Annotated in this window: 11 protein-coding genes; 10 read left to right on the top strand and 1 reads right to left on the bottom strand. The window is 60.1% G+C overall.

The window, feature by feature from the left end; all coding sequences use genetic code 11:
* Window positions 1-3,315, top strand: coding sequence for a carbamoyl-phosphate synthase large subunit (carB, locus tag DWY51_RS02415; RefSeq protein ID WP_117769734.1), 3,315 nt, complete (start codon window positions 1-3; stop codon window positions 3,313-3,315).
* 222 nt (window positions 3,316-3,537) lie between these two features.
* Here the strand turns inward: carB and DWY51_RS02420 are convergent, their stop codons facing one another.
* Complete coding sequence (locus tag DWY51_RS02420) at window positions 3,538-4,320, bottom strand: GntR family transcriptional regulator (RefSeq protein ID WP_158556893.1); 783 nt, start codon at window positions 4,318-4,320, stop codon at window positions 3,538-3,540.
* A 308-nt stretch (window positions 4,321-4,628) separates the two neighbouring features.
* Between DWY51_RS02420 and DWY51_RS02425 the strand changes: the two genes are divergently transcribed.
* The 9 genes from DWY51_RS02425 to DWY51_RS02465 all read left to right on the top strand — a co-directional run bounded on the left by DWY51_RS02425 (window position 4,629) and on the right by DWY51_RS02465 (window position 17,106).
* Window positions 4,629-5,063, top strand: coding sequence for a PTS sugar transporter subunit IIA (locus DWY51_RS02425; RefSeq protein ID WP_117769736.1), 435 nt, complete (start codon window positions 4,629-4,631; stop codon window positions 5,061-5,063).
* A gap of 79 nt (window positions 5,064-5,142) precedes the next feature.
* On the top strand, window positions 5,143-5,631 hold the full coding sequence (locus DWY51_RS02430; RefSeq protein WP_089572604.1) for a PTS sugar transporter subunit IIB: 489 nt from the start codon (window positions 5,143-5,145) through the stop codon (window positions 5,629-5,631).
* Between the two features lie 71 nt (window positions 5,632-5,702).
* Window positions 5,703-6,560 (top strand): PTS sugar transporter subunit IIC, encoded by an 858-nt coding sequence (locus DWY51_RS02435; protein ID WP_089572605.1) that lies wholly within the window; start codon window positions 5,703-5,705, stop codon window positions 6,558-6,560.
* Window positions 6,560-7,387 carry a PTS system mannose/fructose/sorbose family transporter subunit IID gene (locus tag DWY51_RS02440; protein WP_117716197.1) on the top strand — a complete coding sequence of 276 codons (828 nt, stop codon included), beginning with the start codon at window positions 6,560-6,562 and terminating at the stop codon, window positions 7,385-7,387. Before DWY51_RS02435 ends, DWY51_RS02440 begins: the two co-directional genes overlap by 1 nt.
* A gap of 195 nt (window positions 7,388-7,582) precedes the next feature.
* A complete protein-coding gene (locus DWY51_RS02445; RefSeq protein ID WP_117646153.1) occupies window positions 7,583-7,909 on the top strand; it encodes a hypothetical protein in 327 nt (108 codons plus the stop codon).
* A 104-nt stretch (window positions 7,910-8,013) separates the two neighbouring features.
* Window positions 8,014-8,454, top strand: a complete 441-nt coding sequence (locus DWY51_RS02450; RefSeq protein ID WP_158556894.1) for a MarR family winged helix-turn-helix transcriptional regulator — start codon at window positions 8,014-8,016, stop codon at window positions 8,452-8,454.
* A gap of 516 nt (window positions 8,455-8,970) precedes the next feature.
* The gene (locus DWY51_RS02455) at window positions 8,971-15,384 is read left to right on the top strand and encodes a discoidin domain-containing protein (protein WP_117817453.1); all 6,414 of its coding nucleotides are present in this window, start codon (window positions 8,971-8,973) and stop codon (window positions 15,382-15,384) included.
* A gap of 217 nt (window positions 15,385-15,601) precedes the next feature.
* Window positions 15,602-16,066, top strand: a complete 465-nt coding sequence (gene purE / locus DWY51_RS02460) for a 5-(carboxyamino)imidazole ribonucleotide mutase (protein ID WP_006235810.1) — start codon at window positions 15,602-15,604, stop codon at window positions 16,064-16,066.
* Window positions 16,067-16,101: 35 nt separating this feature from the next.
* Window positions 16,102-17,106, top strand: a complete 1,005-nt coding sequence (locus tag DWY51_RS02465) for a class B sortase (protein WP_117769739.1) — start codon at window positions 16,102-16,104, stop codon at window positions 17,104-17,106.
* The last annotated feature ends 6 nt before the right edge of the window (window positions 17,107-17,112 follow it).

The raw sequence follows: 17,112 nt of genomic DNA on the forward strand, positions 1-17,112 counted from the left end.
ATGCCGAAACGTACTGACATCAAGCGCATCCTCGTTATTGGTTCGGGCCCCATCGTTATCGGTCAGGCCTGCGAGTTCGACTACTCCGGCGCCCAGGCCTGCAAGGTGCTCAAGGAGGATGGCTTTGAGGTTATCTTGGTCAATTCCAACCCGGCGACCATCATGACCGACCCGGGCTTGGCCGACCGCACCTATGTTGAGCCTATCACCGCCGAGTTTATCGAGCGCGTGATCAAAAAGGAGCGCCCGGACGCGCTGCTGCCCACGCTGGGCGGCCAGACCGGTCTGAACGCCGCCGTCGAGCTGGCAAAGGACGGCACGCTCGACAAGTACGGCGTCGAGATGATCGGCTGCGACCTGGCCGCTATCGAGCGCGGCGAGGACCGCAAACTCTTTAACGAGGCCATGGCCGAGATCGGCCTGGAGGTCGCGCGCTCGGGCTATGCCTACAGCGTGGCCGACGCCGAGGCTATCGCCGAGCGCGTGGGATATCCCTGCGTACTGCGCCCGAGCTTTACCCTCGGTGGCGCCGGCGGCGGCATCGCGCATACCCACGAGGAGCTCGTCTCCATCGTGAGCCAGGGCCTTGAGCTCTCGCCTGCCCATGAGGTGCTGGTCGAGGAGTCCATCGAGGGTTGGAAAGAGTATGAGATGGAGGTCATGCGTGACCACGCCGGCAACGGCATCATCGTGTGCTCCATCGAGAATCTCGACCCCATGGGCGTGCACACCGGCGACTCCATCACCGTGGCGCCGGCGCAGACACTAAGTGACCTTGAGTACCAGCGCATGCGTGTCGCGTCGCTCGCCATTCTGGAGAAGATTGGCGTCGAGACCGGCGGCTCCAACGTGCAGTTTGCCGTGAACCCCCAGACCGGCCGCCTAATCGTCATCGAGATGAACCCGCGCGTGAGCCGTTCGTCCGCACTGGCCTCCAAGGCCACGGGCTTCCCCATCGCCAAGGCCGCCGCTCGCCTGGCCGTGGGCTACACGCTCGACGAGATCGTCAACGACATCACCAAGGCAACGCCCGCCTGCTTTGAGCCCACGATCGACTACTGCGTGGTCAAGGTGCCGCGCTTTGCCTTCGAGAAGTTTAAGGGTACCGACCCCACGCTCACCACGCGCATGAAGGCCGTGGGCGAGATTATGGCGATCGGCCGCACCTTTGAGGAGGCCTTCGGCAAGGCCATGCGCTCACTGGAGGACGGTCACCAGGGCATCTGCGCCGGTGGCAAGGAGGGTGCCGACAAGCTGAGCGACGATGAGCTCGCTCAGGCCGTGGCAACCCCGACCGAGCACCGCATCTTCTTTGTGGTCGAGGCCCTGCGCCGTGGCTGGGACATCGCCCACATCCATGCCATCTGCGGTATCGATCCGTGGTACCTCAACCGTATCAACGACATGGTGCAGGTCCAGGAGAGCATCCGCGGCCTGCGCGTGGAGGATATCGACGCCGACGCGATGCGCCTGCTCAAGCAGTACGGCACGAGCGACGCCGAGATTGCCGCGCTGACCGGCTCGGACGAGCGCTTTGTGCGCGCCTATCGCAAGGGTCTGGGCGTGGTTCCCAGCATGAAGACGGTCGATACCTGCGCGGCCGAGTTCTCGAGCGCCACGGAGTACCACTACAAGACGTACGAGAACATCTACCGCACGAGCCCGGATGCCAAGAAGTGCGTGGCTCCCGACGAGACCACGCCGGCGGACAAGCCCAAGGCGATGATCCTGGGCGCCGGCCCCAACCGCATTGGCCAGGGTATCGAGTTCGATTACTGCTGCGTGCACGCGAGCTACGCGCTGGCGGCCCGCGGCTTCGAGACCATCATGGTCAACTGCAATCCCGAGACCGTCTCGACCGACTATGACACGTCCGACCGTCTGTACTTTGAGCCGCTCACCTACGAGGACGTCATGGACGTTATCGATGTCGAGCGCCCCGACGGCGTCGTGGTGACGCTCGGCGGCCAGACTCCGCTTAAGCTGGCGCGCATGCTCGAGGAGAGCGGCGTGAACATTATGGGCACCAAGCCCGACGCCATCGATTTTGCCGAGGACCGCGAGCGCTTCGCCGCTCTGCTCGACAAGCTGGGCATCATGTACCCGCCGGCGGGCCAGGCCACCTCGTTTGAGGAGGCCGAGGCCGTGGCCGCGCACATCGGCTATCCGCTTCTGGTGCGTCCGAGCTATGTGTTGGGCGGCCGCGGCATGATGATCGCCTACGATGCCGAGCATCTGCGCGATTACATGGCCGAGGCCGCGCGCATTAGCCCCGACTACCCGGTGTACCTCGATCGCTTCCTGGAGGGTGCGATTGAGTCCGATGTCGATGTCCTGTGCGACGGCGAAGAGGTCTACATCGGCGGCATCCTGGAGCATATTGAGGAGGCCGGTATTCACTCCGGCGACTCTGCGACCTGCATCCCTCCGTTTAGCTTTAGCGAGAGCCTGCAGGCGAAGCTCCGCGAGACCACGCGCCGCATCGCGATGGCGCTGGGCGTACGCGGCCTGGTCAACGTGCAGTATGCCATCAAGGGCGAGACCGTCTACGTGATCGAGGCCAACCCGCGTGCCAGCCGTACCGTGCCGTTTATCTCCAAGGCCACCGGCGTGCCGCTGGCCAAGTGCGCGGCGCGTATCATGGCGGGCGATTCCATCGCGAGCTTGGGCCTGCCGAGCGATGAGCGTCAGCTGGACTGGTTCTGCATGAAGGAAGCCGTTATGCCCTGGGGCCGTTTCCCGGGCGCCGACGTTATCCTGGGGCCCGAGATGAAGTCGACGGGCGAGGTCATGGGTATCGCCAAGAGCTATCCCGAGGCATACGCCAAGACGCAGCTGGCGATCGACTACAAGCTGCCCGACCCGAGCGCCGGCAAGGTGTTCATTAGCGTGTGCGACCGCGACAAGCGTCATATCCTTTCGGTCGCGCGTATCCTGCGCTACCTGGGCTTTGATATCTGCTCCACCGAGGGCACGGCGCGCGTGCTGCGCGGCGGCAACGTGACGTGCGAGATCGTGGAGAAGATTAGCGGCCCGCACGACGGCGAGCGCCCCAACATCGGCGACCTCATCGCCGATGGCAAGATCGCGGTGATCATCAACACGCCGTACGGTCCGGGCTCGCGTGGCGACGGCTATCTGCTGCGCACCGAGGCGGTGCGCCGCGGTGTGACCTGCGTGACCGCGATGTCTGCCGCCAACACGTATGTGAGTGCCATCGAGGCGGTGCGCGAGGACCAGCAGGGTCACGGCAGCGCCAACGACATGGGCATGGACGTCATCGCCCTGCAGGACCTGCCGCAGCACACGGTGTAGCGTGACCTGTCCGGCCGGGGCGGGAGGGGCCGAGATTTCCCCCTTTCGCTCCGGCTGCAAGCAGAGTCGCTCAGGAGGAAACTCGGCCCCTCCCGCCCCGGCCTGCGGTGACTTGGCCGCACCGTGTGCTGCCGAAGGGGCTTTGCGCGATGACTAGGGCTGAAAAAGAAAGTGAGTGTGGGATCCGCCGTTCGTTCGAACGGCGGATCCCACGTTTTGGATTTATTGGGCTGTGGCGGTGAAGGTTGTTTTGTCGGCGGCGATGTGCACGCGCAGCTTTGCCTGACCGTCGCAGCTGATGAGCACGCCTACCTCGAACGGGGTCCCCGTCTTGTCGTAGGTCGAACGCACGATGCGCATCGCCGCCTTACCGGTGTTCTGTCCCAAAAGGCGCGCCTCATGCTTGTCGAGGTTGACCGTCTCGTAGACGGCATCGACGCTTGCGGGCAGGATGCCGGTCTTTTCCGCGATGTAGGCGTAGAGCGAGCCATCCACGTCTTTGCGTGTGAGCTCGGGGCAAAGTGACACGGGGATATAGACGTAGTTGAGCTCCATGGGTTTGTCGTTGGCGAGACGCAGGCGGCGAATCTCCCAGACGGGTGTCCCTTCGGACACTTTGAGCCCAGAGGCGATGCCGCGGACGGCCGGTATGCTTGAAAAGGCGAGAATCTGTGAGCTCGGAACCCGTCCCGCTTCGCGCATCCGCGCGCTGAAATTCAGGGCCAGGTCGATGCCGGGCGCTGAGGTTTGGGGCTTGATGAACGTGCCCTGCCCGCGTTTGCGCACCACGCGCCCCTCGATGACGAGATCTTGGAAGCAACGGCGCACGGTCGCGCGCGATAACTCCAGCCGCTCACAGATTTCGAGCTCGCGTGGCAGCGGCGTCTTGGTGTCGAACGCCTGGCTGGCGATAAGCAGGGCGATTCGATGTTTAAGTTGGACATAGAGCGGCGTATCACCGCTGCGATCGAAGGGTTCGGAGGCGAGAAACGAGATCATGTCCATGGGGTACCTCCATGTCGTGAGCATACGTGACATGGTCTGACACTGCGGGACAAACCGGTGATGTCAGGCCCGATTCTTGTCGGTATGTATGGTACATAAGGAACATAAAACATTTACCAGGCAATCTACCTGCTATTTTAAAAATAATTGGAAGAAAAAATAATTTAGGCACAAAAATAGTCGCTACCGTTAACCGATGAATAGTTGCCGTTCGCAACTATTTTCTTGTACCGAACATGCCCCGGCGCAACAATAATCTCGGCAAAAAGCAAAGCCGTGCGACACACGGCAGGTCGAGAGGAGACCGCATGCGGTATCTGGTAATGGTCAGTCACGGAACGCTCGCTCCCGGACTGCACAGTGTCCTCAAGATGCTCGGCAATGACGCCCCGAACATCTTGTCGACGAGTCTCGTGGACGGCATGGGCGCTGACGAATATGTCGAGAACGTCAAGGCGATGGTCGCTCCCGTTACCGCCGATGACGAGGTTGTCCTGCTCGGTGACATCCTGGGCGGATCGCCGCTCACCAATGCTATGAACACGATGGCCGAGAAGGGCTTGCTCGCCCACACCATTGCCTTCGGCGGTATGAATCTGCCCATGGCTATGACCGCCATGATGGGGCTTGCCACCATGGACCTGGATTCTCTCAAGCAGATGATGCTGCAGGAGGGCAAGAACGGTATGTCCGAGCTCGTTGTCCCGACCGATGACGCCGACGACGAGGACGACGACATCTAGGCAGCGCATCCGCCCAAATTTTCGTGATGGAGCGGGGGTTAAGAGGAAAGACCCCCGGTGATAAAGAAAGGGAGAACGCATGATTTCGTTCATCCGTATTGACGACCGTATGATCCATGGGCAGACCGTTACCCGTTGGGCCCTCGAGTATCCCTGCGACGGTCTTATCGCCGTCAACGACGCTGCAGCGTCCAACCCCGTGCTCAAGGAGGCCTACAAGAGTGCCTCGGGCAAGAAGACGTTCGTGTGGACCAAGGAGCACTTCAAGGAGGTCTCCGAGAAGGTTCTCAAGTCCGACACCAAGTACTTCCTGATCACCAAGAACCCGCTCGACATGAAGGAACTTCTCGTCGATTTTGGCTTTAAGCCCGGCATGGACCGCATCATCGTCGGTCCCTGCAACGATCGTCCCGGCACCACCAAGCTCGGCAACAACCAGTCGATCACGCAGGAAGAGGCCCAGGCGCTCGAGGATCTCACCAACGCCGGCTACACGGTCGAGTTCGCCCTTATCAAGGAGAAGTCCATCGGTGAGTGGCCCAAGTTCCGCGGTCAGTTTGGCTTCTAGTTAGGCGCCAGCCGCATTTTGGTGCCTACAGCCCTGGGGGAAAGGGCTGAGGAATAAAGAAAGGGGAAAGCATGGCAATCAATGCATTCCAAGCCGCGCTGTTCGGCCTGTTCGCCTGCCTGGCATCACTGCCTGGCATGGGTGGCACGACGATCGGCAACTACACTCTGGGTCGTCCTCTGGTCGCCGGCCTCATCGTCGGCATCATCATGGGCGATATGCAGACGGGCATCCTCGTCGGCGCTGCCATCCAGGTTGTCTACATCGCTCTCGTGACCCCCGGCGGAACCGTCTCCGCCGACGTCCGCGCCGTGTCCTATATCGGCATCCCGCTGGCGATCCTCGCCATCAAGAACTCGGGCATCGATCCCGCCTCCGCTGAGGCTGCCGGCATGGCCGCATCCCTCGGTGCCGCCGTCGGCACGCTCGGCACTGTGCTCTTCTATGGCACCGCCACCATTAACCTGGTATGGCAGGGCATGGGCTGGAAGTGGCTCGAGAAGGGCGACCTCCACAAGCTCTACCTGGTCAACAACGTTCTGCCTTGGATCGGTCACATCGTCTGCTCGTTCCTCCCGACGTTCATCATCACCATGGGCGGCACCGCCATGGTCGACCTCATGAAGACCTACATGCCCATGGACGGCATCGCGATGAAGACGCTGTTCACCGTCGGCTCGCTGCTGCCTACCGTCGGTATCGCCATCCTGCTCAAGCAGGTCATCTCCAAGCCGACGGACTTCCTCACGTTCTTCTTCGGCTTCACCCTGTCCGCTGTCATGGGATGCAACCTGATTGCCGCCGCCGGCATCGGCTGCTTCTTCGCCCTGATCAACTATGAGATCGCTTCGCTCAAGATCGACCTCGCAAACGCTCCCAAGGCAGCTATCGCCTCGGGCTCCGATGATGAGGAAGAGGAGGACATCTAATGGCAGAGAAGAAGAAACTCTCTAAGAAAACGCTTGCCAAGTCGTTCCGCAACTGGTCCTATGGCAACCTGACTTGCTTCTCGCAGGAGCACATGCAGACCTTCGGTTACCTGTGCGCCATGCTTCCGATCGTCGAGGAGCTCTACGACACGCCCGAGGAGCAGAAGCAGGCCCTCCAGACCTACTCCGCGTTCTTCAACACCGAGCCGCAGATCGGCACCATGATTGTCGGCGTCACCGCCGGCCTCGAGGAGGCTCGCGCAAACGGCGAGGCCATCGACGACGACGCCATCAACGGCATCCGCGCCGGCCTCATGGGCCCGCTCGCCGGCCTTGGCGACTCGCTGATCGTCGGTACCCTGATCCCGATCCTGCTCGGTATCGCCCTCGGTCTCTCGACCGGCGGCTCTCCGCTCGGTGCCATCTTCTATATTGTCGTGTGGAACCTGCTCATGTTCCTTGGCATGCGCTTTGCCTACAACCAGGGCTATGAGCTCGGCGGCAAGGCGGTCGAGGCCCTCGTCGGCCCCAAGGCCAAGGCTCTGCGTGATTCCATCGTGATGGTCGGTACCATGGTCATCGGTGCAGTCGGTGCTACCTGGGTCTCCATCACCTGCAGCCCCAATCTGGTGCTGCCCGGCGGCGGTAAGTTCCAGGACACGCTCGACGGAATCTATCCGCACCTGCTGCCCATGGTCTTCATCATCTTCTGCTGGTACATGATGACCAAGAAGAAGGTCAACCCCATCGTTATGATGCTGATCCTCGTTGTGATCGCATTTGTGGGCGTTCTCATTGGCTTCTTCGACCCGGCACTGAGCTACTAGTCATCATCCCCTGGCCCCCTGTAAGGCCGTGCGGCCTCAACCGCACGGCCTTCTGATTTTGCGCCGCCCTTCAAGGGCAATATGGCCAGCGACCTCCATCGCCTACACGACACCCGCTATATTGCTCTTGAAAGATGACGTATTCGACAAACGATGCACTTGCGCATGATGCACACTTTGCACGAGGAGGACCATATGCACGAGAAACATGGACACGACCTTTCGCGCGACGACTTGATTCGCGAGGCAAAGATGCAGACCGATGCTATTCAGCGGCTCAATGTTTGGCTGCGCCTGGGCTATTCGCTCGTGGCGATTGGCTTTTTGATGGGGATGTGGGGTATGCAGGGCGGCCCCGGCTGGGGTGTCCCCGTGGGCATCGTGTGCCTGGTGGTGGGCACTCCGCTTTCGATCGTGCTTAAGGTCGGCACGACCAACGCCAAAAAGAATGTCGAGCGCATGCTCGAGGCCGCTGGTGTCGACGTTGAGGAGCTTATGCGACGCAAGAAGGACGAGCAATAGACTTCCGCGTTGGGGTATCATAAATAATTGTTGCGAAGGTTAACTAATGTACGGCAAATGACGGTTTTATGGCCCTTCTAGAGTTGCAAAGGACAATATCCCCAGTGGATTACGATGACGTCGCTCGAAAACTGATTGTGTACTCACGTTCCCTTGCCAAGGGATCCTTGAGTGCTGCCGGCGGCGCCAGTGTGGGCGAGGCACCGGTTTTACAGTATCTATCGGGTATTGACGGTGATGTCATTCCCTCCGAGATTGCCAAGAAGCTGAAATTCTCCCGTGCGCGCATGTCGCATATCTTGGATTCACTCGAGAGTAAGGGTTACGTTCAGCGCAGGACTGATCCAAACGATCGTCGGCGTGTGCTGGTGAGCATTACCAAGGAAGGCCGTGATTTCGCGGCGAAAAAAAATGCCGAGAGTGTGGCATCGCTCTCGAAACAACTCTCAGCGCTCGGCGAGCACGATGCCCAGGAGCTCGTGCGCATCCTGAATAAAGCTTACAGCCTTACCTATGATGCCGACGACTACCTGGACAATCTATAAGGATAAAGACAGACATTTAGGTGCATCTTGAAATGCACCCGGGACAGTTGTGCCCATCAGCCACCGTCAACATCTCATTCCAAACCAAATCAGCCAACGTACGTCATGGCAATCCCCGGTAGGTTGCAGGATGGCGGCTGAGCCTTTCCCTCGGGAAACTTCGCGAAGCCCAGTTCCCGAGGGAAAGGTATGGTCTGTGTAATACCAGATAAACAGTACATTTTTGCTAGATTGGTATTTGACTGAAGAACCAATTGGTATGGCTTATTAAGCCCACCTTGCCGTTGACGCTTATTTTGCTGCCGCTGGGAGAATTCCGAACTTGGGTGCGCAAGTGCTCCCATATGTTGATATGACCTAGTAGGTGGCTATCTGGTTACTACCAGTTGGCCCCTTGGTAACGGGTGGCCCCCATTGTGCGGAATGTACCGAACATCTCCGTTTGATACGTTTTCCCATGCTGCCGGGGGGGGGGGCGTCCTCGGCACCTCAGCATGTCGGAAGAAAGGAGACCAGATGCGCAGGAATTCCATTTTTACGAAACGGTGGGTGAAGGGAAGCGCGGTCCTCGTTGCCACTGCAGCGACGCTCGTGTTTGCCAATCCCCAGCAGGCGATTGCCACGCCACTCAAGGGCGTCGACTCGGCGACCGTGTCCCAGTCTGCCTCGAATGTCGTCGACATCGATTTCGCTGACGGCATCAAGGGCCGTATTACGTTCCTCGAGGACGGTATTTTCCGTTATAACGTCGACCCCAAGGGTGAGTTTTCCGAGTACGCCACGCCGCGCAGTAAGTCCCACACGGCTAAGATCCAGGCTCAGCCCGATACCTCGGACACCTACAGCAAGCCGAGTGCGACGGTTGCCGACAAGGGCGACACTATCGAGATCACCGGCGGAAAGGCGACCGTGATCCTGGACAAGGCGACTGGCAAGATGAGTATCAAGTCAGGCGACCGTGTCGTGGTTTCCGAGTCCGCGTCCCTCGACCTTGATAAGAAGGGTACCGTCCAGACGCTCGCCAAGGAGAAGTCCGAGAACTTCTTTGGCGGCGGCACCCAGAACGGACGCTTCCTGCACACCAACCAGACCATCGCCATCTCCAACACGAACAACTGGACCGATGGCGGCGTTGCCTCGCCCAACCCGTTTTATTGGACGAGTGACGGCTACGGCGTGCTCCGAAACACGTTTGCAGAGGGTTCCTACGACTTCGGTTCCACGGACTCATCGACGGTCACGACTTTGCACAGCGAGAATGAGTTTGATGCCTACTACTTCGTGGCGACCAACGAGGGAGCTTCGAACGTGGCAACTGAGATGCTGCAGGACTACTACAAGGTGACCGGTAACCCGGTACTGCTGCCCGAGTACGGGTTCTACCTTGGTCATCTTAATGCCTATAACCGTGATGGCTGGTCAACGACCTCGGGTCAAAAGAAGTGGGAGACCAAGGGCAGCAAGTCCTCGAGCGAGAAGGGCGACGTTAAGTACGAGTCTGGCATGTCGACGGGCTACAAGCTCGACGGCACACTTGCGGCCGAGACGCTCAACGGTGAGGGCCCTACGGTTGATACCGAGAACATGAAAGCGACCGATTTCGACCGCCAGTTCTCTGCTCGGCAGGTTATCGATGACTACGAGGACAGCGACATGCCGCTCGGCTGGTTCCTGCCGAACGACGGCTACGGCGCCGGCTATGGCCAGAACGGTTACTACAAGACCGGCGGCGTCAACTCCGACGGAGCGAGCTCGGCCGACCGTCTTAACGCTGTGCGTGCCAACGTCGACAACCTTAAGAAGTTCACCGAGTATGCCAACTCAAAGGGTGTGAGCACGGGCTTGTGGACCCAGTCCAACCTTGAGCCCGACAGCAACCCTGAGACCCCGTGGCATCTGCTTCGCGACTTCGACGCCGAGGTCAAGACGGGAGGCATCACTACCCTTAAGACCGACGTTGCCTGGGTTGGATCTGGCTACTCCTTTGGTCTTAATGGCATCAAGACAGCTTATGACACGGTGACGACCGGCGCTAACAAGCGCCCCAACATCATCACGCTCGATGGTTGGGCCGGCACGCAGCGCTTTGGTGGCATTTGGACCGGCGACCAGTATGGCGGTAACTGGGAGTACATTCGCTTCCATATCCCCACGTATATCGGTCAGAGTCTTTCGGGCAACCCCAACATCGGCTCCGACATGGATGGCATTTTTGGCGGCGACCCCATCATCTCTGCGCGTGACTACCAGTGGAAGACGTTCACGCCCTCTATGCTCGACATGGACGGTTGGGGCACCTACCGTAAATCGCCCATGACGCACGGCGATCCCTACACAGGCATCTCGCGCTTCTACCTCAAGCTCAAGGCGCAGCTCATGCCCTATATCTACACGAGCGCGGCCTCGGCGGCCAACATCGACACGGGTAACGGCGATGCCGGCCTGCCCATGATCCGCGCCATGCTGCTTTCCGATAACTCCGAGTACGCCGCAAGCACCTCGACGCAGTACCAGTATATGTTCGGTGAGAACTTCCTAGTGGCACCGGTGTATCAGGATACCCAGGCAGACGAGAACGGCAACGACATTCGCAATGGGATTTACCTCCCCAACTACGGCACCGACGAGAATCCCACCATCTGGATCGATTACTTCTCGGGTAAGCAGTATCGCGGCGGCCAGGTTCTCAACAACTACGAGGCTCCGCTTTGGAAGCTGCCGCTGTTTGTGAAGGCCAACGCTATCGTGCCGATGTACGCCGAGAACAACAACCCCGAGGCCGTGAGCGACACCAACACCAAGGGTACCGACCGCAGCCAGCGTATCGTCGAGTTCTTCGCCACCGAGGGCGACGGCACCTTTACGCAGTACGAGGACGACGGCTCCTCCATCGAGAACAACACGACTGAGGACGATTCCTACGGTACGATCGACAATATCTCCTACGGTGAGCATGTGAGCACCGTCTACAGATCCAAGGCCGCAGGCGGCACCGCGACCTTTACCGCCGAAGCCTCGCAGGGTGGCTACAACGGCTACGACTCCAATCGCACCACGACCTTCGTGGCCAACGTGTCCGCCAAGCCCATGAGCGTCGTCGCCAAGAACGGCGGATCCGCGCTCAACGTGGTTGAGGTCGACTCGCAGGAGACCTTTGACACCGCGACCCCCGAGGCCGGCCAGGCGGTCTACTTCTACAGCGAGACCCCTAACCTCAACCACTACGGCAGCGATGTGGACGGCACCGAGGCCGAGCGGGGCGAGAGCTTTAACAACACCAAGATCACCACGAACCCCAAGGTCTACGTCAAGTTCGCGAAGACCGATGTTGCTGCGGCGGCGCAGACGCTCGAGCTGGGCGGTTTCGTGAACGCCGACGCCACGCTCACAGCCGATCGCCTCAACGAGAGCCTCTCCGCACCCACGAACCTTGCTGCCCCCGAGGACGTCACGACCCCAACGAGCATCAAGCTCACCTGGGGAAAGGTCGATGGTGCTACCTCCTACGACCTTAAGGTCGACGGCACCGTGTTCGCCGTGGGTGATGCGGCCGAGTTCACGCACACCGACCTCGCCTACAATAGCAAGCACACCTACCAGATTCGTTCGCGCAACGCCGAGGGCTACTCCGCCTGGAGCGATGTGCTCGAGGCGAACTCCGCACTCGATCCGTGGCGGAACGTCCCCGACGCCGAGCAAATCACCTGGGAGGGCTCACTTTACGGCAGCCATAAGGCCGAGCTCGCCTTCGACCATGAGTTCCAGTCGGGCGACGGCGGTTTCCACTCCGGTGGCAACGATCTGGGCAAGGCGCTTACCGTTGACTATGGACGCGCTTACAAGCTCGATAAGCTCGAGTACTATCCGCGCGATGACGCCGGCAACGGCACTGTGACCAAGATGCGTGTTGAGACGAGTCTCGATGGCGTCCACTGGACGAGCCAGGAGGTCGATTGGGCACGTTCCGCTGATTGTAAGACGGTAGCGTTTGACGGCACCGTGGCCGCCCGTTACGTGCGCATGACACCGCTCGCCTCGGTCGGCAATTTCTTCTCCGCGTCCGAGATTGCCATCTACAAGACCGACGGCACGGATGGCTTCGCCGTGGGCTCCAACCTCAACAAGGCCACGATCTCCGACGGAGACTACTCCAACATGAAGAACTATCTGGGCCTCGAGAATCGCGAGCCCGATACCCCGACGTTCGGTTCGCAGATCCGCGACCACTTCGCCGACCTCAACGATAACGGCGTTTACGACGTCTACGATTACTCGTTCACCATGGCGGGTCTTGACGGCGGCACTAAACAAAAGGGAAAGGTCGCAGGTTCGCTCGCGGTGATTCCGAGCAAGACCGAGGTCGAGGCCGGTGATGAGATCACCGTTGATGTCTATGCGGCCGACGCCAAGAACGTCAACGCCCTGGGCGCTCTCGTCAACTTCAAGAGCGACCAGTTCGAGTTTGTGTCCGAGAGCATCGCGCAGGACGGCTCGACTGCCGGCATGGAGAACCTGTCTCGCGAGAAGGTCCAGTTCGCGGACAGAACGCAGACTATCAATCTCGCCTTTGCCAACCGCGGCGATGGCAAGCTCTACAACGGTACCGGCGCGGTGGCGAGTTTCAAGCTCAAGGCCAAGACCGCCGGCAAGGTCGAACTGCCCTCGACATCTTGGCTCATCGGTCCGGCATGCGACGCACTTGAGTTTGCGAGCGACGGCACGGTGACGATGCCGGATGTTCCTCAGCCAACGGTCGCCGAGTACGGTCAGGACGCCTTCAACATCACGATGACCAACGATGAGCTCACGACCGACGACGGGACCAACGTCGAGAAACTTATCCAGCAGAAGAGCTATAACGCGCTGTTCGATAATAACGAGGGCGACAACGGCTTTGAGTTCCTATGGAACTGGAGCGGCAACTGGGACAGCGAGGGTAAGCTTCCGAGTTACGTGAAGCTTCCCACCACGATGACATTCGCATTTAAGACGCCGTCGAAACTCGATAGTGTCGAGGTCGTTAACCGCAACGGTGGCAACGGAACCGTGCAGAAGATCAAGGCTGTCGTGACGTTCGAGGATGGCTCGACCCAAGAGTTCGCGGGCGGGGAGTACGATTCCTTCCTTGCTCGCTACGCCTTTGACCTCTCTGCCGAGAACAAGGGCAAGAAGGCGACCAAGGTCGAGGTCACGCCGCTTGAGGCATCGGGTGACCAGATGCTCACACTGCGTGAGGTCAACTTCAACTACACGCAGGGTGTCGAGGCCATCGAGGGTGTCGAGCTAGGCAAGAACCAGACCGAGTTCTTTGAAGGCGACATTACGCCCGTCGACGCCAAGGCTACGCCTGAGAGCGCTGGCTACCCCTATGTGACGGTCGAGAGCTCCGACCCCTCTGTGGTAAGCGTCTCCGCTGTTCAGGCTGGCGATAGCGTGAGCTACTACCTGCGTGCCAACAAGGCCGGCAAGGCAAAGATCACGGTGGCGTCGGTACTCGACCCCTCCAAGACCGCATCCTATGAGGTCGAGGTCAAGGCTGGTGTCGATACCTCTGCGCTCGTAGCAGCGCTTTCCAAGGCCGCGGGCTACAGCGAGTCCGTCTACACCAAGGATTCCTATGCAGCTCTCACCACTGCGGTCGAGGCGGCTCAGAAGCTCCTCGACAGCGGCCAGGGCAGCTATAGCAAGAAGGATGTCGCAGACGCCACAGCCAAGATCGAGAAGGCAATCGACGGCCTCAAGATGCGCCCTGTTGATGAGAAGATTCTCATCAACACGCCCGAGAACCGCAAGAACGTCAAGGTGGCCGGCTTCTCGAGTGAGGCCGACTACGAGGGCAGCAACGCCGTCAACGCTCTCGACGGCGACGAGCGGACGCTTTGGCACAGCGACTGGGCCCATGGGACCGGTATGCCCCAGTATCTGAGTGTCGACCTGGGCCGCGACTACGATCTCACCGACGTTACATTCCTGCCGCGCCAGGACGGCGGCACTAACGGCGATATCTTCGAGGCCGAGATACTGGTCTCCGACACTGCCGACGGTTATGAGAAGGGCACCGCCGCGTCGATGGGTACGTTCGCCTTCGACAACGATGGCCGCGTGCTCACCGACCGTGGCGACTGGAAACAGATGAGCTTTGGCGCCGCGCGCGGTCGCTACGTGACCGTCAAGGTGATTCACGCCGGCGGGGGCGACGTTGATGCCTACTGCAGCATGGCGGAGCTCAAGTTCTACGGTACGGCCGTCCCCGATCCGGTGGCGAAGGATGATCTCACTGCCGCGATCGAAAAGGTTGATGCCGAGCTTGCCGCCGGCGACCTCAAGGCCGGCGACTACACCGAGGCCTCCTGGACGGCGCTCGAGAACGCCCTGGCGAGCGCCCGCGCCATCTTGAGCGACGAGGATGCCACGCAGGACGAGGTCGACCAGGCGCTCAGGGCGCTCGAGAGCGCCCGCGACGCGCTCGAGAAGACCCCGGTGGTCCCGGTCGAGAATCCGACTAAGAAGCAGCTCAAGGCCCTGGTCAAGCAGGCGAAGGAGACTGACACCAGGGGCAAGACGGCCGAGTCTGTCAAGGCCCTGACGGATGCCATTACCTACGCCGAGGACGTCTTGGGTGATGAGAATGCTTCCGACACCCAGATCCAGGCGGCCTATAGCCAGCTCAAGCTGGCCATTGAGAGCCTCAAGGATGCCGATTCCGGCAACCAGGGCGGCTCGGGCAACCAGGGTTCCGGCAATGGCTCGAACGGCGGCAACCAGGCGGGCAAGCCCGCAGGCGACAAGGCCCAGGGCAGCAAGAAGAACGGTTCGGCGATTCCCAATACCGGAGACCAGACGGCGGCGACCGTCGCGACCGTCGGTGGTCTTGGCGCCATCATCGCCGCGATCGGCGCTTTCTTCCATCGTCGCAGCAAGGCTAAGTAGCCCCAGCAACAGCTAAGCAAGCGTGCCCGCCGTCCCACCCAAGGACGGTGGGCACGCTTTTTGAATGTAGGCAGAAAGCTCCGACCCTTCGGCCTTAATCTCGCAAAGCGTTCCGTCTCCCGCCGAACACATCAGCATCGGCGGCTATACTTGAATTATTTGCAGTTAAGGGTCGCGGATTGGCCGCGTCACCGCTCTCAACAGGAGGTCTTTGTTTATGGCAGATCAAAAGCCGGTTGTCGGGATCATCATGGGCTCCAAGTCCGATCTGGGTGTTATGGAAGGCTGCACCGCCGAGCTCGAGGCGCTCGGTGTGCCCTATGAGCTCGTCATTGCGAGCGCACACCGCACACCGGCGAAGGTCCACGAGTGGGCTTCGACTGCTGCCGATCGCGGTATCAAAGTGATTATCGCCGCCGCCGGCAAGGCCGCTCACCTGGGTGGTGTCGTGGCCGCCTTTACGCCGCTGCCGGTTATCGGCGTACCTATGAAGACGAGTGACCTGGGCGGTATGGATTCGCTGCTGTCGATGGTGCAGATGCCTTCGGGCGTGCCCGTGGCCTGCGTTGCCATCAACGGTGCCAAGAACGCCGCCATCTATGCCACACAGATTCTGGGTGCTTGCGACCCCGAGTACCGCAAGGTTATCGAGAAGATGAAGCAGGAGATGGCTGACGCCTAAGCGTTCCGCCGTTTCACCGCAGTATAAGGAGAGCCATGTCCGATTATCAGGGAAAACGATTCAAGGCTTCTCAGATTCCCGATCCGTCGAAGCCGGGTGCTGCCCGTGCGGCACAGCAGGGTCGGACATCCTCTCCTCAGCAGCCGCGCGCGCCGCGTTCCGTAACGCCGACGTCCCATCGCCGCCAGGATACGCCGGCTGCGTATCGCCCTTCATCATATGGCACGGCAAAGAAGCAGGCTCAGACGACGAGGCAGCTGAGTGACGCGCCGTCCAACTATGCCGAGCAGCCGCGTAAGAAACGCCGATCCATCATTCCCATCTTGCTCATCATCGTGGGCATCGGCCTGATTGTCGCCGCCGCCGCTATCTTTATTAATGCCCAGATTGGCTATAAGCAGGCGAGCGATTCGTATCAGAAAATCGAGAAGCAATATGTAAGCGATAAGGACGCCAGTGGCGTGCCGATTATCGACTTTGATGCGCTTGCTCAGACGAACCCCGAGATTGTGGGTTGGATTTACGTGCCGGGAACCAACATCAACTATCCCGTGGTACAGACCAACAACAACTCCAAATACCTCAACACGCTGTTTGACGGTACATCTAACGCGTCCGGTGCCATCTTCTTGGATAGTGATGACACCGCGCCGGGAATGGTCGACCAGCAGACCACGATTTACGGCCACCATATGAACGACGGATCGATGTTCAATGTGATTTCGGACACCACCGACCAGGCGACGTTCGATAGCATCGAGTTTGTGTATTACATCACACGGGATGCTACGTATAAGCTGCGACCACTGGCGACCAAGGTGGTCGAGGACACGTATGCCAAGGCGCGCACGCCCAATTTTGAGGGCGATGACGGACTGAAGAATTACCTGTCCGAGATGCTCGACGGTGCCTCTGCCGTGGCGAGCGATGCCACCGATCGTGCTGCTTCGGCAACCAAGGTTGTAACGCTTGTGACCTGCCGTTCACTGTCGCTGAGCAACACGCGCGCTGTCATGGTGCTCACGCCCGTTGATGAATAAATTGCC

The sequence above is a fragment of the Collinsella sp. AF25-2LB genome, assembly GCF_003458415.1.
Lineage (GTDB): Bacteria > Actinomycetota > Coriobacteriia > Coriobacteriales > Coriobacteriaceae > Collinsella.